The following is a 23143-nucleotide window of genomic DNA, read 5'->3' on the forward strand; positions in this document are numbered from 1 at the left end:
CTCGGTGAGGACTCCGACGCCCTCTTCGTCTCCACCCTGCGCCGCGAGCGCGGTGAGGAGCGCGAGCTGCTCACCGGCCTCTCCCGCGCCCACGCGCAGGGTGTCGCGGTGGACTGGGCGGCGTACTACGCCGGCCAGGGTGCCGAGCGGATCGACCTGCCCACCTACGCGTTCCAGCGGAAGTTCTACTGGGCCGACAGCATGCCGGTCGAGGCCGCCGCCGCTCCCGCCAGGGCTGCGGACCCGTCGGAGTCGGCGTTCTGGGATGCCGTCGAGGGGACGGAACTCCCGCGCTTCGCAGACCAGTTGGGTGTCGACTCGACGGACCTCGGCAAGGTGCTGCCCGCGATGGCGGCCTGGCGCCGGAACCACCGCGAGCAGGCCCAGGTCGACTCCTGGCGCTACCGGGTGGAGTGGCAGCCGGTGGCCGAGCTGTCGGGCGGACCGCTGTTCGGTGCCTGGCTGGTGGCCGTCCCGGCGGGTCGGCTGACCGACGACCTGGTGGTCGGCGTGCTGGCGGCGGTCGCCGAACGCGGCGCCCACGCCGTGCCGTTCGAGGTAGCCGACGAGGACCGGGCGACGCTGGCCGGACGGCTGGCCGAGGGCGAGCCGGTGCTCGGTGTGCTGTCCCTGCTCGCGCTGGACGACGCCCCGCACTCGGCGCACCCCGAGCTCTCCCGTGGTCTGGTCGCCAGCATCGTGTTCGCTCAGGCGCTCGGCGACGCGGCCCTCGGTGTGCCGCTCTGGGCGGTCACGGCCGGTGCGGTCGCGGTGGACGGCGCGCTGGAGACCGCGGTGCCGTCGCAGACGGCGGTCTGGGGTCTCGGCGCCAGCCTCTCGCTCGACCACCCCGACACCTGGGGCGGACTGGTGGACCTGTCGCCGACCGCCGACCGGTCCGCGTTCGCCCAACTGCTGGACGCCGTCACGGCGACCGGGGGCGAGGACCAGCTGGCGATCCGTCAGGGCAAGGTGCTCGGTCGGCGGATGGTGCGCTCGCCGCTCGCCGAGCAGTCGGCCGCACGGGAGCCCTGGCAGCCGCACGGCACGGTCCTGATCACCGGTGGCACCGGTGGTCTCGGTGCCCACGTGGCAAGGGAGTTGGCGGCGGCAGGGGCCGAGCACCTGGTGCTCACCAGCCGTCGTGGCCGGGACGCCGCCGGGGTGGAGCAGCTGGTCGGTGAACTGACCGCGCTCGGCGCCGAGGTGACGGTCGCGGCCTGCGACGTGGCCGACCGCGCCGCACTCGCCGCGCTGCTCGACTCGGTCCCCGCCGACCGTCCGCTGACCGCCGTGGTGCACGCCGCCGGGGTGGCCCAGCGGATCGCCCCGCTCGGCGAGTTGACCGTGGCGGAGTTCGCCGAGGTCGGCCGGGCCAAGGTGCTCGGTGCCGCCCACCTGGACGAGCTGCTGGGCGACCAGAAGCTCGACGCCTTCGTGCTGTTCTCCTCGGGCTCCGCCGTCTGGGGCAGCGGCGGCCAGGCTGCGTACGGCAGTGCCAATGCCTTCCTGGACGGGCTGGCCCAGCGCCGGGCGGCGCAGGGCCGTCCGGCCACCGCGATCGCCTGGGGCTCCTGGGACGGCGGCATGGTCGATGCCGAACTCGGCGCCCTGATGCGCCGGATCGGCGCGCCCGCGATGGCGCCGGAGCTGGCGATCACCGCGCTGCGGCGTGCGGTCGGCCAGGACGGGAGCAACGTCGTGGTGGCCGACTTCGACTGGTCGCGGTTCGCCCCGACCTTCACGGTCGCGCGGCCCCGACCGCTGCTGGACGCCATCCCGGAGGTCCGCACCGCGCTGGCCGGCCCGGCCGAGCCGGGGGAGGCGGGCGCCGGCTCGGGTCTGGTGGAGCAGCTAGCGGCCCTGTCCGGGCCGGAACAGAGCCGGACCCTGCTCGACCTGGTCCGGAAGCACGTCGGTGACCTGCTCGGCTACGAGGACCCGGCGACGCTGGAGGCCGGGCGTTCCTTCGAGGAGCTCGGCTTCGACTCGGTCGCGGCGGTCGACCTGCGGGAGTCGCTCAGCGCGGCCACCGGCCGGAAGCTGCCCACCTCGATGGTGTTCGACCACTCGACGCCGCTGGCGCTCTCCGAGTACCTGCGCACCGAGCTCGTCCCGGCCGGCGGGACCCCCGCGCTGCCGCTGCTGGCCGAACTCGACCGCTTCGAGGAGGTCGTGAACGGCCTCTCCGGCGAGGAGATCGAGGCCAGCCGCCTCACCTCCCGGCTGCAGGCGCTGCTCGCCCGGTTGAACGAGAGCCTCGGAGCGGGACAGGGCCCGGACGTCGGCGGGCAGTTGGAGAGTGCCTCGGCCGACGACGTATTCGACTTCATTGACAAGGAACTCGGCCTCGCCTGAGCGGGCAACGGGCTTTAGGACCAAAGGACTCGGTGGGACTGAGATGGCGAACGACGACAAGCTCCTCGATTACCTCAAGCGCGTCACTGCCGATCTGCACCAGACCCGGCAGCGGCTCCAGCAGATCGAGAGCGAGGACCTGGAGCCGATCGCGATCGTGGCGATGAGCTGCCGGTATCCCGGTGGGGTGACCTCGCCGGAGGAGCTCTGGCAACTGGTCGCGGAGGGCCGGGACGCGGTGACGCAGTTCCCGGCCGACCGCGGCTGGGTCATCGACCACGACACCGATGCCGACCGGTCCGGGACCAGCTACGTCCGGGAGGGCGGGTTCGTCCACGACGTCGCCGACTTCGACCCCGGCTTCTTCGGCATCAGCCCGCGCGAGGCCCTGACCATGGACCCGCAGCAGCGGCTGATGCTGGAGATCAGCTGGGAGGCGTTCGAGCGGGCGGGCATCAGCCCCGACACCGTGCGGGGTGCGGGCGTCGGCGTCTTCACCGGCTCGGGCATCCAGGACTACGAGGACCTGCTGGACGCCGCGCCCGAGGTGGCCGAGGCCTACATGACCACGGCCAGCGCGTCCTCGGTGATCTCGGGCCGGGTCTCCTACGTGCTCGGTCTGGAGGGCCCGTCCCTCTCGGTCGACACCGCCTGCTCTTCCTCGCTGATCGCGCTGCACCTGGCCGCCGAGGCGCTGCGCCGCAAGGAGTGCACGCTCGCGCTGGCCGGTGGCGTGATGGTGATGTCAACCCCGTCGCCGTTCATCGCCTTCAGCCGTCAGCGTGGCCTGGCCCCCGACGGCCGCTGCAAGGCGTTCTCGGAGTCGGCCGACGGGACCGGCTGGTCCGAGGGCGCCGGTGTGCTGCTGCTGGAGCGGCTGTCGGACGCGCGGCGCAACGGGCACCCGGTGCTCGCGGTGATCCGGGGTTCGGCGATCAACCAGGACGGTGCCTCCAACGGGCTGACCGCTCCGAACGGCCTGGCCCAGCAGAAGGTGATCCGGCAGGCGCTGGCCAACGCCCGGGTCCCCGCCGGCCAGGTCGACCTGGTCGAGGGCCACGGCACGGGCACCACGCTGGGTGACCCGATCGAGGCCCAGGCACTGCTGGCCACCTACGGCCAGGCCCGGCCCGAGGACCGGCCGCTCTGGCTCGGTTCGATCAAGTCCAACATCGGCCACGCCCAGGCGGCGGCCGGTGTCGGCGGTGTGATGAAGATGGTCATGGCGATCCGCCACGGCCTGATGCCCGAGACGCTGCACGTCACCGAGCCGTCCTCGCACGTCGACTGGTCGGCGGGCAACGTCCGGCTGCTGACGGAGGCCCAGGAGTGGCCGGACCACGGCTACCCGCGCCGGGCCGGCGTCTCGGCCTTCGGCGTGAGCGGCACCAACGCGCACGTGATCATCGAGCAGGCCCCCGAGGCGGAGCCCGCCGCCGAGCCGGTGGTGCGGCCCGAGCCCGCAGCCGACGTGCCGGTGCCGTGGCTGCTGTCCGCCCGCAGCGCCGACGCGCTGCGGGACCAGGCCGCCCGGCTCGCCGGACACCTCGGCGGGGCCGACGAGTTCGACCCCCGGGACGTCGCCTTCTCGCTGGCCACCTCGCGGGCGGCGCTGGAGCACCGCGCGGTGGTCCTGGCGGGTGACGGTGCGGCGGCGCTGCGCGGGCTGGCCGCCGTGGCCGAGGGCGGGCAGGCCGCAGGTGTGGTCAAGGGCGTGGTCGGCGACGGCCGGACGGCGTTCCTGTTCACGGGTCAGGGGTCGCAGCGGCTCGGGATGGGGCGTGAACTGCACGCCGTGTTCCCGGTGTTCGCGGCTGCTTTCGACGAGGTGCTGGCGGAGCTGGGCGGGTCGCTGCGTGAGGTGATCTGGGGCGACGACGCCGACGAGTTGAACCGTACGGTCAACACCCAGAGCGCGCTGTTCGCCTTCGAGGTGGCGCTGTACCGTCTGGTGGAGTCCTGGGGTGTGCGGCCCGACCTGCTGGCCGGGCACTCGGTCGGTGAGATCGCCGCTGCGCACGTGGCCGGGGTGCTGTCGCTCTCCGATGCGGTGAAGCTGGTGTCGGCCCGTGGCCGGCTGATGCAGGAACTGCCCTCGGGCGGTGCGATGGTGGCGATCGAGGCCACCGAGGAGCAGATCCTCCCGCTGCTCACCGACCAGGTGAGCATCGCCGCAGTCAACGGCCCGCGCTCGGTGGTGATCTCGGGTGACGAGGCCACCGTGCTGCGGATCGCCGAGGGCTTCGAGCGGACCAAGCGGCTGAGCGTCTCGCACGCGTTCCACTCGCCGCTGATGGACCCGATGCTGGCCGACTTCCGCGCCGTGGTCCGGACCTTGCTGTTCACCGAGCCGACGATCCCGGTGGTGGCCAGCGGCAGCGTCACCGACCCCGAGTACTGGGTCAACCACGTCCGTGACGCGGTCCGGTTCGCCGAGAGCGTCCAGTACCTGGAGTCGGTCGGGGTCTCCCGCTTCGTGGAGATCGGCCCTGACGGCATCCTGACCGGGATGGCCCCGCAGTCCACCCAGGCCGAGAGCGCGGTGTTCGTGGCGCTGGCGCGCCGGGACCGCGCCGAGGCGGAGGCGGCGCTGTCCGGGCTGTCCCGGCTGCACACCGCCGGTGTCGGCATCAACTGGTCGGCGTTCTTCGCCGGTTCCGGCGCCGAGCGGATCGACCTGCCCACCTACGCCTTCCAGCACGCCCGCTACTGGATCGACGCCCAGCCCAGCCTCGGGGACGTCACCTCGGCCGGTCTGGACTCGGCGGAACACCCGCTGCTCGGTGCGGCCGTGACGCTGGCCGACACCGACGGCGTGGTGCTGACCGGCCGGCTCTCGATCGGCTCGCAGCGCTGGCTGGCCGACCACGTGGTCGGCGGCTCGGTGCTGTTCCCCGGCACCGGCTTCGTCGAGCTGGCGATCCGGGCCGGCGACCAGGTCAACTGCGACCTGCTGGACGAACTCACCCTGGAGGCGCCGCTGGTGCTGCCCGAGATCGGTGCCGTCCAGGTGCAGGTCGCGGTCGGCCCCGCCGACGACAGCGGGGCCCGCAGCGTGACCTTCCACTCCCGCCCGCAGGGCGCGGACGCGGACGTGCCGTGGACCCGGCACGCGACCGGCGTGCTGGTCCCCGGTGCCCGGCGGACCGGCGAGGAGCTGACCCAGTGGCCGCCGGCCGGTGCCGTTCCGGTCGAACTGGGCGGTCTGTACGACGGGTTCACGGCTGCCGGGATGGCCTACGGTCCGGTGTTCCAGGGCCTGCAGGCCGTCTGGAAGGTCGGCGACCAGGTCTTCGCCGAGGTCGCCCTGCCCGAGCAGGCGAAGTCCGACGCCGAGCGGCTGGCGCTGCACCCGGCGCTGCTGGACGCCTGCCTGCACGCGGCCGTGTTCACCGGTGCGATCGGTGAGCAGGGCGCCCTGCCGTTCGCCTGGTCCGGTGTCTCGCTGCACGCGGCCGGCGCGGCCGTGGCCCGGGTCCGGCTGACCCCGACCGGCACCGGGGGCGGCCTCGCGCTGGCCGTCGCGGACGGCGAAGGCCGCCCGGTGGCCTCGGTCGACTCGCTGGTGCTGCGGCCGATCTCCGGCGAGCAGCTCGCCGCCGCCCGCTCCGGGGGACAGGACTCGCTGTTCCGCCTGGACTGGGCGCCGGTCACCCTGGACGGCCCGGCCGCGCCGGTGGCGTACGCCGACTGGGCCCAGGTCGCCGACGGTGGCGCGGTCGCCCCGGTGGTGACCCTGGAGGTCACCGGGGGCTCGGACGCCGAGGCGGTCCGCACCGCAACCTACCGGACCCTCGAAGTGGTCCAGCGCTGGCTGGCCGAGGACCGGTTCGCCGACGCCCGCCTGCTGGTGGTCACCCGGGGCGCCGTCGCGCTGACGGGTGAGGACGTCACCGACCTGGCCGCCGCAGCCGCTGCGGGCCTGGTGCGCTCGGCCCAGTCCGAGAGCCCCGAGCGCATCCAGCTCGTGGACCTGGACGGGGAGTTGGACGCGGCGACGGTGGCCGCGATCGTCGCCGGCGGTGAGCCGCAGCTGGTGGTGCGTCAGGGTGTGCTGCGCGCGGCCCGGCTGGCGCGGGTCACGGCGCCCGCCGACGGCGGCGTCGTGCTCGACGGCGAGGGCACCGTCCTGGTCAGCGGTGCCACCGGCGCGCTGGGCGGACTGTTCGTCCGGCACCTGGCCGCCGAGTACGGCGTGCGCCGGCTGCTCCTGGTCAGCCGACGCGGCGCGGACGCCCCCGGGGCGGCCGAACTGGCGGCTGAGCTGAGCGAGTTGGGCGCCGAGGTCGAGTACGCCGCCGTGGACCTGGCGGACCGTCGGGCCACCGCCGAACTGCTCAGGGACCTGCCGCTGACCGCTGTGGTGCACATCGCCGGTGTGCTGGACGACGGCGTGGTCGGCTCGCTCACCCCCGAGCGGATCGACACCGTGCTCCGCCCGAAGGTGGACGCCGCACTCAACCTCCACGAGCTCACCGCCGACCGGGAGTTGGCCGCCTTCGTGCTGTTCTCCTCGGCCGCCGGTCTGCTCGGCGCGCCCGGACAGGGCAACTACGCGGCGGCCAACTCCTTCCTCGACGCGCTGGCCGCCCACCGCCGGGCCAACGGCCTGACCGCCCACTCGCTCGCCTGGGGTCTGTGGGACCAGGCCGGCGGCATGGCCGGCAAGCTGGCGAATGCGGACCGTTCCCGGATCTCCCAGGGCGGCATGTTCGCCCTGTCGGCCGAGGACGGCGTGCTGGCCTTCGACGCCGCGCTGCGCACCGACGAGCCGATCACCGTGCCGACCCGCTTCGACCTCGCCTCGCTCCGGTCGCAGGGTGAGAACCTCGCCGAGGTGTTCCGGGGCCTGGCCCCGGCGACCCGCCGCCGGAAGGCCGGCGCGAAGACCGAGAGCGGCGCCCTGCAACGCAAGCTGGCCTCCCTGCCGGAGGACAAGTGGCCGGGAGCCCTGCTCGACCTGGTGCTCGGTCAGGCCGCCTCCGTGCTGGGCCACCCGGACCCCAAGGCGGTCGACCCGGACCGGCACTTCCAGGACCTCGGCTTCGACTCGCTCACCGCCGTGGAGTTCCGCAACAGCCTCAGCGACGCGGTCGGCCGCCGGCTTCCCGCCACCCTGGTCTTCGACTACCCGACGCCGGTCGCGCTGGCGGCCTACCTGCTGGACGCGGTCCAGGGCGCGAAGGTGGAGATCGCCGCGGTCGCCGCCACGGCCTCGGGGACGGACGACGAGCCGATCGTCATCGTCGGCATGGCCTGCCGGTTCCCGGGCGGTGTCGAGTCGCCGGAGGACCTGTGGCGGCTGGTGGCCGACGGGGTCGACGCGGTCTCGGACTTCCCGGTCAACCGTGGCTGGGACACCGCGCAGGTCTACGACCCGACCGGTGAGCGGGCCAACACCACGTACACCCGCGAGGGTGGCTTCCTGCACGACGCCGACCGGTTCGACCCCGCCTTCTTCGGCATCGCGCCGAACGAGGCGCTGTACATGGACCCGCAGCAGCGCCTGCTGCTGGAGACCTCCTGGGAGGCGTTCGAGCGGGCCGGGATCGACCCGGGCACGCTGAAGGGCAGTTCGACCGGCGTGTTCGCCGGGATGATGTACCACGACTACGCGGCCAACAACAGCACGGGCGCGATCGCCTCCGGCCGGGTGTCCTACGTCTTCGGCCTGGAGGGCCCGGCCGTCACCATCGACACCGCCTGCTCCTCCTCGCTGGTCGCCCTGCACTTGGCGGCGCAGGCGCTCCGTTCGGGTGAGTGCTCGCTGGCGCTGGCCGGTGGTGTGGCCGTGATGTCCACCCCCGAGGTCTTCGTCGAGTTCAGCCGGCAGAAGGGCCTGGCCAAGGACGGCCGGTGCAAGTCCTTCGCGGACGCCACCGACGGCACGGGCTGGTCGGAGGGCGTCGGCATGCTGCTCGTCGAGCGGCTGTCGGACGCGCGGCGCAACGGGCACCCGGTGCTCGCGGTGGTGCGCAGCACGGCGATCAACCAGGACGGTGCCTCGAACGGCCTGACGGCGCCGAACGGGCCGTCCCAGCAGCGGGTGATCCGGCAGGCGCTGGCGAACGCCGGTCTGACGACGGCCGACGTCGACGCGGTGGAGGCGCACGGTACGGGCACCACGCTGGGTGACCCGATCGAGGCGCAGGCGCTGCTGGCGACGTACGGTCAGGACCGGCCGGAGGACCAGCCGTTGTGGCTCGGCTCGATCAAGTCCAACCTGGGCCACACCCAGGCAGCGGCGGGTGCCGGCGGCATCATCAAGATGGTGGAGGCGATCCGCAACGGGGTACTGCCGAAGACCCTGCACGTGGACGCGCCGACGACGAAGGTGGACTGGACCGAGGGCAACGTCCAGCTGCTGACGGAGAACCGGGCCTGGCCGGAGACCGGCCGTCCGCGCCGGGCCGGCGTCTCCTCCTTCGGGCTCAGCGGCACCAACGCGCACGTGATCATCGAGCAGGCCCCGGCGGAGGCGGAGCAGCCGGTGACCGTGACGGCCGCCCTCCCGGTGGTGCCGCTGGTGGTCTCGGCGAAGAACCCCGAGGCGCTGCGGGCACAGGCGGCCCGGCTCGCCGAACACCTGGACTCAGGTGCCGAGTTGGCCCCGGTCGACCTGGGCTGGTCGCTGGCCACCTCGCGGGCGGTGCTTGAGCACCGTGGCGTCGTGGTCGGCGCCGACCGGGACGAGCTGCTCGCCGGGCTGTGGGCGCTGGCGGACGGGCGGACCAGCCCGGCTGTGGTGAGCGGATCGGGTCGGTCGCGGGGTCGGACGGCGTTCCTGTTCACGGGTCAGGGGTCGCAGCGGTTGGGGATGGGGCGTGAACTGCACGGTGCGTTCCCGGTGTTCGCAGCTGCTTTCGACGAGGTGCTGGCGGAGCTGGGCGGGTCGCTGCGGGATGTCGTCTGGGGCGACGATGTCGACGAGTTGAACCGTACGGTGAACACGCAGAGTGCGCTGTTCGCGTTCGAGGTGGCGTTGTTCCGTCTGGTGGAGTCGTGGGGTGTGCGTCCCGACTTCCTGTCAGGTCACTCCGTGGGTGAGATCGCGGCCGCGCATGTGGCCGGGGTGCTGTCCCTGGCGGACGCGGCCAAGCTGGTGTCGGCCCGTGGGCGGCTGATGCAGGAACTGCCCTCGGGTGGTGCGATGGTGGCGATCGAGGCCACCGAGGAGGATGTGCTGCCGCTGCTGACCGACCAGGTGAGCATCGCGGCGGTGAACGGCCCCCGTTCGGTGGTGGTGTCGGGTGACGAGGCCACCGTCCTGGAGATCGCGGCCCGCTTCGAGCGGACCAAGCGGCTGAGTGTCTCGCACGCGTTCCACTCCCCGCTGATGGACCCGATGCTGGCCGAGTTCCGTTCGGTGGTCCGTGAGTTGAGCTTCGCCGAGCCGGTGATACCGGTGGTGGCGTCGGGTTCGTTCGCTGACCCCGAGTACTGGGTGAGCCATGTCAGGGACGCGGTCCGGTTCGCCGACAACGTCCGGGAGTTGGAGTCCTCGGGTGTCACGCGGTTCCTGGAGATCGGCCCCGACGGCATCCTGACCGGGCTGGCCCAGCAGAGCGTCGAGTCCGAGGACGCCGTCCTGGTCGCCACCCAGCGCCGGGACCGTTCGGAGGCGGCGACCTTCGTGACCGCCCTCGGGCGGCTGTTCACCGGGGGCGTCGAGCTGGACTGGGCCGCCCGATTCGCGGGCACCGGTGCCCGCCGGGTCGACCTGCCGACGTACGCCTTCCAGCGTCAGCGCTTCTGGGTCGACACCAACGAGTACCTGGCCGACTCCTGGTTCGGCGGCGACACCACCAACATCTCGTCCGCCGGGCTGCGTTCGGCCGACCACCCGCTGCTCGGCGCCGTCGTCACACTGCCGGACTCCGGCGGTGCGGTGCTGACCGGGCGACTGTCGATCGACACCCACGCCTGGATCGCCGACCACGACGTGCTGGGCAACGTCCTGCTGCCGGGCACCGGCTTCGTCGAACTCGCCATCCGGGCGGGTGACCAGGTCGGCTGCGACCTGCTGGAGGAGCTGACGCTCCAGGCGCCGCTGATCCTGCCGCCGGGCGCCTCGGTGCAGGTCCAGGTCGCGGTGGGCGAGGCAGACCGTTCGGGTGCCCGGACGGTCACGGTGCACTCCCGCATCGAGGGGGACGAGGGCGGGGACTGGACGCTGCACGCCGAGGGTGTGCTGACCTCCGGTGCCGCAGCGCCGACGTTCGACTTCTCGGAGTGGCCGCCGGCCGGTGCCACCACCGTCGCCACCGGCGACGCGTACGAGCTGCTGCTCGCCCAGGGCTACGCCTACGGGCCGGTGTTCCAGGGCCTGAAGGCCGCCTGGCAGCGCGGTGACGAGCTGTTCGCCGAGGTGGCCCTGCCGGCCGAGTCGCACGCCGAAGCCGCCCGCTTCGGCCTGCACCCGGCCCTGCTGGACGCCGCGATGCACGCCATCCTGCTGGATGCCGGGGACCGTCCCGACGGAGAGCCGGTGCTCCCGTTCTCCTGGAACGGAGTCACCCTGCACGCCGCCGGCGCCAACGAGGTCCGGGTGCGGATCTCGCAGGTCGGCCCCGAGCACACCATCGCCCTCGCCGTCGCCGACGGTGTGGGTGTGCCGGTGCTGTCGGTGCGGTCGGTGGTGGGGCGGCCGGTGTCGTCGGAGCAGTTGTCGGCGGGGCGTGGGGTGGAGTCGCTGTTCCGGGTGGAGTGGCCGGTGCTTCCGGTCGGTTCCGGTACCGGTTCGCTGCCCGCCTGGGACACGTTGACGGGTGACGGTGTGGTGCCCGAGGCGGTGCTGTTGGAGTGCCTGACGCCTGAGGCAGCTGATGTGCCCGGTGGGGTCAGGGAGTTGGCCGGCCGGGTGCTGGGGGTAGTGGGGGAGTGGCTCGGCGACGAGCGGTTCGCCGACTCGCGCCTGGTGGTGCTGACGCGCGGCGGTGTGGTGGCGGCCGACGGTGATGTGGTGGATGTGGTGCAGGCTCCGGTGTGGGGTCTGGTGCGCGCCGCCGTCGCCGAGAACCCGGGCCGGTTCGTCCTGGTCGACTGGGACGGCCTGCCGGAGTCGGGCGCCGCGTTGGGTGCGGTGGTGGCTTCGGGTGAGGTGGAGGCTGCGGTCCGGGCCGGTGTGGTGCGGGTACCGCGCTTCGCGAAGGTCGGCGCGGTCGAGGGTGCGGTGCCGTCGGTGGTCGACGGTACGGTGCTGGTGACCGGTGGCACGGGTGGTCTGGGCGCGGTGGTGGCTCGGCACCTGGTGGTCGAGCACGGGGCCCGGAGTCTGGTGCTGACCAGTCGTCGGGGCCTGGAGGCTCCGGGCGCACGGGAGTTGGCGGCCGAGCTGGCGGCCCTGGGAGCTGCGGTCGAGATCGCGGCGTGCGATGTGGCGGATCGCGGGGCGGTGCGGGTGCTGCTCGCTTCGTTGGAGCGTCCGTTGGTGGGTGTGGTGCATGTCGCGGGTGTGATGGACAACGGTGTGGTCACGTCGGTGACGCCGGAGCGGTTGGATGCGGTGCTGGCGCCGAAGGTGGATGCCGCGTGGCACCTGCACGAGCTGACCGCTGGCGATGAGTTGGCGTTCTTCGTGATGTTCTCGTCGGCCGGTGGCATGGTGTTGGCGGCGGGTCAGGCGAACTACGCGGCGGCCAACACCTTCCTGGACGCGCTGGCGCTGCACCGTCGGGCGGCCGGTCTGCCGGCCACCTCGATGGCGTTCGGCCTCTGGGGCGTCACCACCGGCATGAGCGGTGCTCACTCGCTCGACGACGCCGAGCAGCGGATGGCCAAGCTGGGTCTCCCCGCGCTGCCGCAGGCCGAGGGCCTGGCGCTGTTCGACGCCTCGATCGCGACCGGCGAAGCCGTCCTGGTGCCGCTCCGGATCGACCCCAAGGCCCTGCGCACCCAAGGCGATTCGCTGCACAGCCTGCTGCGCGGACTGGTCCGGGCCCCGGCCCGGCAGACGGCGCGGGCCGGGGCCGGCGGGGGTTCGGCGGTCGGGCAGCAGCTCGCCCGCCTCGACGCCGCCGAGCGCGGCCGGGCCCTGCTGGAGCTGGTCAGGACCGAGGTGGCCGCCGTCCTGGGCCACGCCTCGATCGACGCGGTGGAGCCCGACCGGGCCTTCAAGGAGCTGGGCTTCGACTCGCTCAGCGCCGTCGAGCTGCGGAACCGCCTGAACACGGTGATCGGCATCCGGCTCTCCGCCACCCTGGTCTTCGACTACCCGAGCGCCCAGGCGGTCGCCGACCACATCGGCGAGACCCTGGCCGGTACCGAGGCCGAGTCCGCCTCCCCGGTCGCGGTGGTGACGCCGCTGACCGACGACCCGATCGTCATCGTCGGCATGGCCTGCCGTTACCCGGGCGGCGTGGAGTCGCCCGGTGACCTCTGGCAGCTGGTGCTGGACGGGGTCGACGCGGTGTCGGACTTCCCGACCGACCGTGGCTGGGACCTCGACGCGCTCTACGACCCGGAGCCGGGCAAGCCGGGCCGCACGTACACCCGGACCGGCGGATTCCTGTACGACGCCGCCGACTTCGACGCCGACTTCTTCGGGATCTCCCCGAACGAGGCGGTCACCATCGACCCCCAGCAGCGCCTGCTGCTGGAGGCGTCCTGGGAGGCGATCGAGCACGCGGGCATCGACCCGCTCTCGCTCAAGGGCAGCCGGACCGGCGTCTTCGGTGGCGTGATGTACCACGACTACGGCCTCGGCCCGGAGGCCGCCACGACCAGTGGCGGCAGCCTGGTGACCGGCCGGGTCGCCTACACCCTGGGGCTGGAGGGCCCGGCCGTCACGGTCGACACCGCCTGCTCCTCCTCGCTGGTCGCGCTGCACATGGCGGTCCAGGCACTCCGCTCCGGCGAGGTGTCGCTGGCGCTGGCCGGTGGTGTGGCCGTGATGTCCACCCCGGGCATGTTCATCGACTTCAGCCGGCAGCGCGGGATGGCCAAGGACGGGCGCTGCAAGTCGTTCGCCGAGGCGACCGACGGCACGGGCTGGTCCGAGGGTGTCGGCGTCCTGCTGGTGGAGCGGCTGTCGGACGCGCGGCGCAACGGGCACCCGGTGCTCGCGGTGGTGCGGGGCAGCGCGATCAACCAGGACGGTGCCTCGAACGGCCTGACGGCGCCGAACGGGCCCTCGCAGCAGCGGGTGATCCGGCAGGCGCTGGCGAACGCCGGCCTGACCACCGCCGAGGTCGACGCGGTGGAGGCGCACGGTACGGGTACCACGCTGGGTGACCCGATCGAGGCGCAGGCGCTGCTGGCCACGTACGGTCAGGACCGGCCGGAGGACCAGCCGTTGTGGCTCGGCTCGATCAAGTCCAACCTGGCGCACGCCCAGGCCGCGGCCGGTGTCAGCGGCATCATCAAGATGGTGGAGGCGATCCGCAACGGGGTGCTGCCGAAGACCCTGCACGTGGATGCGCCCACCTCCAAGGTGGACTGGACGGAGGGCAACGTCCAGCTGCTGACGGAGCGTCGGGCCTGGCCGGAGACCGGCCGTCCGCGCCGGGCCGGCATCTCCTCCTTCGGGTTGAGCGGCACCAACGCCCACGTCATCATCGAGCAGGCCCCGGCGGAGGTGGCCCAGCCGGTCACCGTGGCCGCCGAGCTGCCGGTGGTGCCGCTGGTGGTCTCGGCGAAGAACGTGGACGCGATCCCGGCCCAGGCGGCCCGGCTCGCCGACTACGTCGAGGCCCGGCCCGAACTGGCCCCGGCCGACCTGGGGTTCTCACTCGCCACCTCGCGGTCCGCGCTGGACCAGCGGGCGGTGGCCGTCGGCGCCGACCGGGCGGAACTGCTCGCCGCGCTCCGCGAGCTGGCGGCGGGCGGCGGCAGCGTCAGCCTGGCCCGGCCGGGCGCGCAGGTGGCCTTCCTGTTCACGGGTCAGGGGTCGCAGCGGCTCGGGATGGGGCGTGAACTGCACGCCGCGTTCCCGGTGTTCGCGGCTGCTTTCGACGAGGTGTTGGCGGAGCTGGGCGGGTCGCTGCGGGATGTCGTCTGGGGCGACGATGCCGACGAGTTGTACCGTACGGTCAACACCCAGAGCGCGCTGTTCGCCTTCGAGGTCGCGCTGTACCGCCTGGTGCGGTCCTGGGGTGTGCGGCCCGACTTCCTGGCCGGGCACTCGGTGGGTGAGATCGCCGCCGCACACGTGGCCGGGGTGTTCTCGCTCAAGGACGCGGCCAAGCTGGTGTCGGCCCGTGGCCGGCTGATGCAGGAACTGCCCTCGGGCGGTGCGATGGTGGCGATCGAGGCCACCGAGGAGGAGATCCTCCCGCTGCTGACCGACCAGGTGAGCATCGCTGCCGTCAACGGCCCGCGCTCGGTGGTGGTGTCCGGTGACGAGGCCACCGTGCTGCGGATCGCCGAGGGCTTCGAGCGCACCAAGCGCCTGAGTGTCTCGCATGCCTTCCACTCGCCGCTGATGGAACCGATGCTGGCCGAGTTCCGCACCGTCGTCAGCGGACTGACCTTCACCGAGCCGAAGACCCCGGTGGTGACCACCGGCAACGTCACGGACCCGGAGTACTGGGTCGGCCACGTCCGCGACGCGGTCCGGTTCGCCGACAACGTACGGGAGTTGGAGTCGCGTGGGGTCTCCCGGTTCGTGGAGATCGGCCCCGACGGCATCCTCACCGGGCTGGCCCAGCAGAGCGTCGAGTCGGACCGGGCGCTGTTCGTCGCGGCCGTCCGCCGGGACCGTCCGGAGAGCACGACGCTGGTCACCGCGCTCGGCCGGCTGCACGCCGCCGGTGTGACGGTCGACTGGCCGGCCTTCTTCGCCGGCTCCGGCGCCCGCCGGGTGGACCTGCCGACGTACGCCTTCCAGCGGACCCGCTACTGGGTGGACGCGCTGGCCGGAGTGAACGACGTCGCCTCGGTCGGACAGGACGCCGTCGAGCACCCGCTGCTCGGTGCGGCCGTCGAACTCCCGGACGGTGCGGGCCTGGTGCTCACCGGCAGGCTCGCCGCCGGCACCCAGTCCTGGCTGGCCGACCACGTGGTGGGGGACACCACCCTGTTCCCCGGCACCGGCTTCGTCGAGCTGGCGATCCGGGCCGGCGACCAGCTGGGCTGCGGGGTCCTGGAGGAGCTGACGCTCCAGGCGCCGCTGGTGCTGCCGGAGCGCGGGGGCGTCCAGCTCCAGGTCGCGGTCGGTGCGGCGGACGGGACGGGTGCCCGTCCGGTCACCATCCACTCCCACCTGGAGGGCGACGAGGCGACGGGCTGGACCCTGCACGCCGAGGGTCTGCTCACCGACGAGACCCGGGCGCCCTCCTTCGACCTGACCGCCTGGCCGCCGAGCGGTGCGACGGCGGTGGACATCGAGGACGGCTACCAGCGGCTGCTGGCCATCGGCTTCGGCTACGGTCCGGTGTTCCAGGGCCTGCGGGCGGTCTGGCAGGACGGCGAGTCGATCCTCGCGGAGGTCGCGCTGCCGGTCGAGACGCACACCGAGGCGGCCCGGTTCGGGCTGCACCCGGCGCTGCTGGACGCCTGCCTGCACGCGGCGATCCTCGCCAACGACAGCGCCGACGACAGCACCGACGGGGAGGGCGGCGGCCGGGTGCTGCCGTTCTCCTGGTCGGGCGTCGAGCTCTTCGCGACCGGTGCGGCCGCCGTCCGGGTCCGGATCTCGCCCACGGGGGAGAACACCGTGGCGCTGGCCATCGCCGACGCCCTCGGCAACCCGCTGGCGTCGGTGCGCTCGCTGGTCTCCCGCCCGGTCTCCGACGCCCAGCTGGCGGCGGGCCGGACGGCCTTCCACGACAGCCTGTTCACGCTGGACTGGACGCCGGTGACCCCGGCCGGACCGGTCGGGCCGGTGTCCGCGGTGGACTGGGAGACGGTCGCCGCCGACGGGTCGGCGGTGTCCGGCACGGTGGTGCTGCGGGTCGACGGCGGCAACGACGCCGAAGCGGTCCGCACCGCCACCCACCGGGTGCTCGCGGTGCTCCAGAGCTGGTCGGCGGAGCAGCGGTTCGCCGCCGCCACGCTGGCGGTGCTCACCCGGGGCGCGGTCGCGCTGCCGGGGGAGGACGTCACCGACCTGGCCGGTGCGGCCGTCTGGGGCCTGGTCCGGGCCGCCCAGCTGAGCAACCCCGAGGGCATCGTGCTCGCCGACCTGGACGCCGGGCGGGCCGCGGAGGCCGAGGCGCTCGCCGCCGTCCTGGCCACCGGTGAACCGCAGTTGGTGGTCCGGGGCGGTACGGTCCTGGCGGGCCGGCTGGCCCGGGTGCCGGTCGCCGAGGGCGAGCCGGCCGAGCCGGCCACCCGCTTCGACCGGACCACGGACCGGCCGGTGCTGGTGACCGGGGCCACCGGTCTGCTGGGCCGGCTGGTGGCCCGTCGCCTGGTGACCGAGCACGGGGTCCGCAGCCTGCTGCTGGTCAGCCGGCGCGGCGCGGCCGCCGACGGGATGTCCGAGCTGCGGGCCGAACTGGCCGGGCTGGGCGCCGAGGTGGAGATCGCCGCCTGCGACGTCTCCGACCGGGGTTCGGTGGCCGCGCTGCTGACCGACCGTCGGCTCTCCGGGGTGGTGCACCTCGCGGGTGTGCTGGACGACGGTGCGATCGGCTCGCTGACGCCCGAGCGGATGGACCGGGTGCTGCGCCCGAAGGTGGACGCGGCGCTCAACCTGCACGAGCTGACCAGCGGGATGGGCCTGACCGCCTTCGTGCTGTTCTCCTCGGCGGCCGGCACGCTCGGCAACGCGGGGCAGGGCAACTACGCGGCGGCCAACGCCTTCCTGGACGCGCTGGCCGCGCACCGGCGGGCGCACGGCCTGCCCGCCCAGTCGCTGGCCTGGGGCCTGTGGGCCGACGGCGGCATGGCCGGTGAGCTGGCCGAGGCCGACGTCCGGCGGATGGGCAAGGTCGGCATCGGGGCGATCCCGACCGGGCGGGGCCTCGAACTCTTCGACCTCGCAGGGACCTTGACGGACCCGGCGGTGCTGCTGATCCGGCTCGACCTGCGGACCCTGGCGGAGGCGGGCGACGAACTGCCGCCGGTCTTCCGGGGCCTGGTCAGGGGCCGCCCGCGCCGAGCCGCCGCGGCAGCGGCCGGGGCGGTCTCCGCCGACGGCCTGCTGGCCAGGCTGACCGGCCTGCAGGCGCCCGAGCGGGCCGAGGTGCTGCTGGACCTGGTGCAGACCCAGGCGGCCGCGATCCTCGGTCACGCAGGGGCGCACGCGGTCGAACCCGACCGCGCCTTCAAGGAGTTGGGTTTCGACTCGCTGTCGGCGGTCGAGTTCCGCAACCAGGTCAACGCGGCCACCGGCCTCCGGCTGCCGGCCACGCTGGTCTTCGACTACCCGAACGCCAGGGCGCTGGCCCTGCACCTCGGTGAGGTGTTGGTCCCGGAGACCGGGGCCGACCCGGCCGGTGCCGTCGGCACCGAGGAGGACCGGATCCGCCGCATCCTGCGGGAGATCCCGATCGACCGGCTGCGGATCGCCGGCCTGCTGGACGAACTGCTGGAGCTGGGCGGCGAGTCGGCCGCCGGCGAGGGCGGCGCGGAGCAGGACGGCCCGACCGACCAGGACGGCTCGATCGACGGGCTGGACGCCGACAGCCTGATCAGCATGGCCTTCGAGGGCCTCTCCATCGACGACTGAGCGACGACCGGGCAACCGGCCGTCGGCCGAACGAACACCGAAGGGAATCGGGATAGCGATGGCTCTGGCGCCCAGTGCCAAGGGAAGCGTGCCGTTTCGTGAACACAGGACCTGGTACCGGGTCACCGGAGACCTGAAGTCGGGCAAGCCGGTCGTGGTCGCCGTGCACGGCGGCCCCGGCAGTACCCACGACTATCTGCTGAATCTCGCCGAACTCTCGGCGCAGGGCTGGCCGGTGGTGCACTACGACCAGATCGGAAACGGCGGTTCGACCCATCTGCCGGACCGTGGTGAGGACTTCTGGACCGTCCAGCTGTTCCTCGACGAACTGGACAATCTGCTCGGCGCGTTGGGGATATCCGACAACTACGTGTTGTTCGGCCAGTCCTGGGGCGGGCTGCTGGCGGCGAAGCACGCCGCCGGCCGCCCGGCCGGCCTGCGCGGCCTGGTGGTGGCGAACGCCCCGGCGTCGTACCCGCTCTGGCTGCAGGAGGCCAAGGTGCTGCGTGACCGGCTGCCGCTGGAGGTGAACGACACCCTGCTCAGGCACGAGGCGGCCGGGACCACCGACAGCCAGGAGTACTTCAACGCGATGATGCCGTTCTACCTGCGGCACGTCTGCCGGATGGACCCCTGGCCGAGGGACTTCATGGCCTCCTTCATGGAGGTCTACAACGACCCCACGGTCTACCGGACCATGAACGGGCCGAGCGAGTTCCACGTGATCGGCACCCTGAAGGACTGGGGGGTCACCGACTGCATCGACCGGATCGCGGTGCCCACCCTGCTGATCACCGGCGCCCACGACGAGGCGACCCCGGCGACCGTCCAGCCGTACGCGGATCTCATCCCGGACGTGCGGTGGGAGATCCTCGAGAACTCCAGCCACATGCCGCACCTGGAGGAGCCGGAGAAGTTCCTCGAGGTGCTGAGCAGTTACCTGCACCGGATTCACTGACCCGCAGTCCAGGGGTTGGCGGGCGGGCTAGGGGACGGAACAGGGGGGTCGGCGATTACGACCCCGGACTAGTCTCCAGCTACAGCGAGTCAAGTTCCCGAACTGTCACTGGATTCGCCGGGTTCAAGGTATTCAGGCCGCGTTGCACACCTATGCCGGGGCCCAATCCCCACAGGCGGGCCCATGAGACCGGAGGAATGTCCGAATGTCCCTGCTGACCCTCGAATTTCCGACCACGGAGCGATTCAAAGCATTCGGCCCGAGACACATCGACGAGATCGCCAGCCGCTACGGACTTCCCGCGCACCTGCAGGAGACCGTCCGGATGATCTCGCAGGTCCTGCCGTTCCGGGTCAACGAGTACGTGCTCTCCTCGCTGATCGACTGGACCAACATCCCGAACGACCCGATCTTCCAACTGGTCTTCCCGCAACCGGGGATGCTGTCGATCGAGGACGAGAAGCGGCTGAGCGTGCTCTCCGGTGACCCGGCGAACAAGCTCCAGCTGCGGGAGACCGTGCAGGACATCCGCTCGCGGCTGAACCCGCACCCGTCCGGGCAGAAGGAGCTCAACGTCCCCCGGCTGAACGGGGAAGAGCTGGCCGGCATGCAGCACAAGTACCGCGAGACGGTGCTCTACTTCCCCGGACAGGGGCAGACCTGCCACGCGTACTGCACGTACTGCTTCCGCTGGGCGCAGTTCGTCGGCGACGCCGACCTCAAGTTCGCCGCGCCGGACCCGGGTCAGCTGGTCGAGTACCTGAAGGTGCACCCGCAGGTGACCGACGTGCTGGTCACCGGTGGCGACCCGATGGTGATGTCGACCGAGCGGCTGCGCAGCCACCTGGAGCCGCTGCTGGCGATCGACAGCGTCCGGACCATCCGGATCGGCACCAAGTCGGTGGCCTACTGGCCGCAGCGGTTCGTCACCGACCAGGACGCCGACGAGGTGCTCTGGCTGTTCGAGAAGATCGTCGACTCGGGCCGCAACCTGGCGGTGATGGGCCACTTCAGCCACCCGCGCGAGCTGGAGACCGACATCGCCCGCCGGGCGCTGCAGCGGATCCGGTCCACCGGTGCGCTGGTCTACGGGCAGGCCCCGCTGATCGGCCGAGTCAACGACGACGCCGACGCCTGGGCCGAGCTGTGGCGCCGGGAGCTCGGGGCCGGCGTGGTGCCCTACTACATGTTCGTGGAGCGGGACACCGGCCCGCACGACTACTTCAAGGTGCCGCTGGCCCAGGCGGTCGGCATCTTCCAGGCCGCCTACCGTCAACTGCCGGGCCTGGCCCGGACGGTGCGCGGCCCGGTGATGTCCGCCAAGCCCGGCAAGGTCGCGGTGGACGGCATCGAGGACACCCCGCAGGGCAAGTTCTTCCAGCTGCGGCTGCTCCAGGCCCGCGATCCCGAGCTGGTCGGCCGCCCGTTCCGGGCGCACTTCTCGGAGACCGCCTCCTGGGTGGACGAGTTGGTGCTGGCGGACACCACGCCGGCCGACATCCGGGCCGCGGTCCAGGGCACCTGAGCACCTCGGGGGAGCGACGGCGGAACCTCCCCCCGGCCCGGGCGCACGGCCCGGGCACGACAGCAGAGAATCAGTGGAAGGAGCTGGCGATGGTCGGCCGGAAAGTGTCACCGAACCTGGACCTCAACAACGACGTGGCGGAGCGCCGGACGCGGGGTGAGTCGATCGTCCACCTGGCCTTCGGCGAGGCGCGGCTGCCGGTCCACCCGGCGCTGAAGGGGCAGTTGGCCGCCAGCTCCGGCGAGAACGCCTACGGGGCGGTGCCCGGTGGCCGGGCGGTCCGGCGGGAGGCGGCGGGCTACTTCAGCCGCCGCAACCTGCCGACCGAGCCCGAGCAGGTGGTGGTCGCCCCGGGCAGCAAGCCGCTGCTGATGGCGGTCCAGTTCGTCGTCCCCGGCGACCTGGTGATCCCCAGGCCCGCCTGGAACACCTACAAGCCGCAGGGCCTGCTGGCGGGCAAGCAGGTGTACGAGGTGGACATCCCGGCCGAGTGCGGCGGGGTGCCTGACCCGGTCAAGCTGCGCGAGACCGTCCGGGCCGCCCGCGCGGCCGGCGGCAACCCCCGGCTGGTGGTGCTCACCCTCCCGGACAACCCCACCGGCACCACGGTCACCCCCGAACTGGTCCGGGAGATCTGCGCGGTGGCGGAGGAGGAGGACCTCTACCTGATCTCCGACGAGATCTACCGGGACGTGGTGCACGACCCCGCCACCCCGGTGCTCAGCCCGGCCGAGGTGCTGCCGGAGCGCACCATCGTCACCAACGGCCTGAGCAAGACCCTGGCGCTCGGCGGCTGGCGGATCGGGGTGGCCAGGTTCCCCGACAACGTCTGGGGCAACAGCGTCCGGGACGGCGTCATCTCGCTGGCCAGCGAGGTCTGGTCGACGCTGGCCATCCCGATGCAGGAGGTCGCCGCGTACGCCTTCTCCGAGCCGCCGGAGGTGCGGGACCGGTTCGCCCGCAGCGCCCGGCTGCACGGGGCGGTGGCCCGGGCGGTGTACCGGATCATGATCGACGCCGGCGCCACCTGCCGTCCGCCGACCGGCGGGTTCTACGTCTACCCGGACTTCGAGCCCAGGCGCGCGGTGCTGGAGGCCAAGGGCATCACCGACGCCCAGTCGCTGTTCCGGTACCTGTTCGACGAGTTCGGCATCGTGGTGCTGGCGGGCGACAACCTGGGCGACGACGCCGGGGCGCTGCGCTTCAAGGCCGCCACCAGCCTGCTGTACGGCCACACCCGGGAGGAGCAGCAGCTCGCCCTGGACTCCGAGGACCCGCTGTCGCTCCCGCACATCCGGGACGTGCTGACCCGGATCGAGGAGGCCTTCACCAAGCTCGTCGGCTGACCGCTCCACCAACTCTGAAGGGAACAACCCGAGATGAAGGCCGAAGACCGGCCCGGAACCGCGCTGATCTTCCCCGGTATGGGGCCGTCGCAGTTCGCGGACGTGGCGAAGTTCATGCTGCTCAACCCGTTCGCCCGGAAGCTGGTGGCGACCGCCGGGGAGACCCTCGGATACGACCTGCTGGCGCGCTACCGGGCCAGCGAGAGCGACTACTCGGAGTACGCCCAGGTCGCCTTCCTGGTGAACTGCGTCGCCCTGGCCCAGTGGGCCGAGGCCGAGTTGGACACCCGTCCCGAGCTGATCGCCGGGCCGAGCTTCGGCAGCAAGGCGGCCGCCGTGCACTCCGGGTCGCTGGACTTCGCCGAGGCGGTCTGGGCCACCGCCCAGATGGCCCGCTGCGAGGACGAGTACTTCGCGGTCGAGCACCGGGACATCGTCACCCACTCGTTCACCCGTACCCCGGAGGCCAAACTCGCCGAGGTGCTGGCCGAGTTGGACGAGCAGGGGGAGTGGTATGACATCTCCTGCTACATCGACGACGACTTCTGGATGCTCTCGCTGCGGGAGAGCCGGGTGGACTGGCTGCAGACCCGGTTGCGCGGCCTGGGCGGACTGCCGCTCTACACGATGAACCCGCCGATGCACTCCTCGGCCTTCGGCGCCCTGCGCGACCGGGTCGAGGCGGAGGTGGTGGACCGGCTGACCTTCGCCGACCCGGTGCTGCCGATCGTGGCGGACCAGGACGGCGCGGTGCTCACCACCGGCGCCGGGGTCCGGACGATGATCCTGGACGGCTACGTGAAGCCGGTGCGCTGGCCGGCCGTGGTGGAGACCTTCCGCCGGCTGGGCATCGGCACCGTCCAGGTGTCCGGCCCGGACGGCCTGTTCGGCCGGGTGGGCGCCACCACCCGGAACTTCGAGGTGGTCCCGGTCAACCCGCGGACCGCGATGCAGCCGCGCCGCCGGGTTCCGGCACCGGCGTAAAACGAAATTCCCTCCGGAATCACCAGGATTCCGGAGGGAATTACGGCCGACGTCCGTGACGGTCAGACAGCCGGGGCACCGAGCTTCGAGATCGCGTTCCACAGGGTTTCCGCGGTGGAGAAGGTCTCGGAGTTCAGGAAGTCGTGGATGAACTCCACCCCGTACGTCTCCTCGAGTGAGGCGAGCAGATCCACGGTGCCCATCGAGTCCAGGCCCAGCTCGCGGAGACTGACGTCGGGCCGCAGTTCGTCACCGGCCTCCAGATACGGCAGGTGCCGACGGATCGTGTTCTCGAACTTCTTGTCCCACATGCTGACTCCGAATGTCGATTCCCGACCTGGGCGGGATTTCCAGGATGT

Annotated in this window: 7 protein-coding genes; 6 read left to right on the plus strand and 1 reads right to left on the minus strand. The window is 72.5% G+C overall.

What is annotated here, in order from left to right; translation table 11 throughout:
- The 6 genes from ACIRPK_RS34485 to ACIRPK_RS34510 all read left to right on the plus strand — a co-directional run.
- A partial coding sequence (locus tag ACIRPK_RS34485; RefSeq protein WP_403046261.1) for an SDR family NAD(P)-dependent oxidoreductase occupies positions 1-2358 on the plus strand: 2358 nt, incomplete at its 5' end.
- A gap of 43 nt (positions 2359-2401) precedes the next feature.
- Positions 2402-17971 carry an SDR family NAD(P)-dependent oxidoreductase gene (locus ACIRPK_RS34490; protein ID WP_403046264.1) on the plus strand — a complete coding sequence of 5190 codons (15570 nt, stop codon included), beginning with the start codon at positions 2402-2404 and terminating at the stop codon, positions 17969-17971.
- A 58-nt stretch (positions 17972-18029) separates the two neighbouring features.
- Positions 18030-18929 carry a proline iminopeptidase-family hydrolase gene (locus ACIRPK_RS34495; RefSeq protein ID WP_403046267.1) on the plus strand — a complete coding sequence of 300 codons (900 nt, stop codon included), beginning with the start codon at positions 18030-18032 and terminating at the stop codon, positions 18927-18929.
- Positions 18930-19134: 205 nt separating this feature from the next.
- Positions 19135-20454: a KamA family radical SAM protein gene (locus ACIRPK_RS34500; protein ID WP_403046270.1), complete on the plus strand. Its 1320-nt coding sequence runs from the start codon at positions 19135-19137 to the stop codon at positions 20452-20454.
- 89 nt (positions 20455-20543) lie between these two features.
- Positions 20544-21800, plus strand: a complete 1257-nt coding sequence (locus ACIRPK_RS34505) for a pyridoxal phosphate-dependent aminotransferase (protein WP_403046273.1) — start codon at positions 20544-20546, stop codon at positions 21798-21800.
- Between the two features lie 33 nt (positions 21801-21833).
- Positions 21834-22784: an ACP S-malonyltransferase gene (locus tag ACIRPK_RS34510; protein WP_403046275.1), complete on the plus strand. Its 951-nt coding sequence runs from the start codon at positions 21834-21836 to the stop codon at positions 22782-22784.
- 62 nt (positions 22785-22846) lie between these two features.
- Here ACIRPK_RS34510 and ACIRPK_RS34515 read toward each other — a convergent pair whose 3' ends face one another.
- Positions 22847-23095, minus strand: a complete 249-nt coding sequence (locus ACIRPK_RS34515; RefSeq protein WP_057230120.1) for an acyl carrier protein — start codon at positions 23093-23095, stop codon at positions 22847-22849.
- Between the last annotated feature and the right edge of the window lie 48 nt (positions 23096-23143).

Source organism: Kitasatospora sp. NPDC101801 (assembly GCF_044766665.1).
Lineage (GTDB): Bacteria > Actinomycetota > Actinomycetes > Streptomycetales > Streptomycetaceae > Kitasatospora.

Coding starts and splice junctions, on each gene's coding strand:
- ACIRPK_RS34490 (WP_403046264.1), top strand. CDS start 2,402: ATGGCGAACGACGACAAGCTCCTCGATTACCTCAAGCGCGTCACTGCC.
- ACIRPK_RS34495 (WP_403046267.1), top strand. CDS start 18,030: ATGGCTCTGGCGCCCAGTGCCAAGGGAAGCGTGCCGTTTCGTGAACAC.
- ACIRPK_RS34500 (WP_403046270.1), top strand. CDS start 19,135: ATGTCCCTGCTGACCCTCGAATTTCCGACCACGGAGCGATTCAAAGCA.
- ACIRPK_RS34505 (WP_403046273.1), top strand. CDS start 20,544: ATGGTCGGCCGGAAAGTGTCACCGAACCTGGACCTCAACAACGACGTG.
- ACIRPK_RS34510 (WP_403046275.1), top strand. CDS start 21,834: ATGAAGGCCGAAGACCGGCCCGGAACCGCGCTGATCTTCCCCGGTATG.
- ACIRPK_RS34515 (WP_057230120.1), bottom strand. CDS start 23,095: ATGTGGGACAAGAAGTTCGAGAACACGATCCGTCGGCACCTGCCGTAT.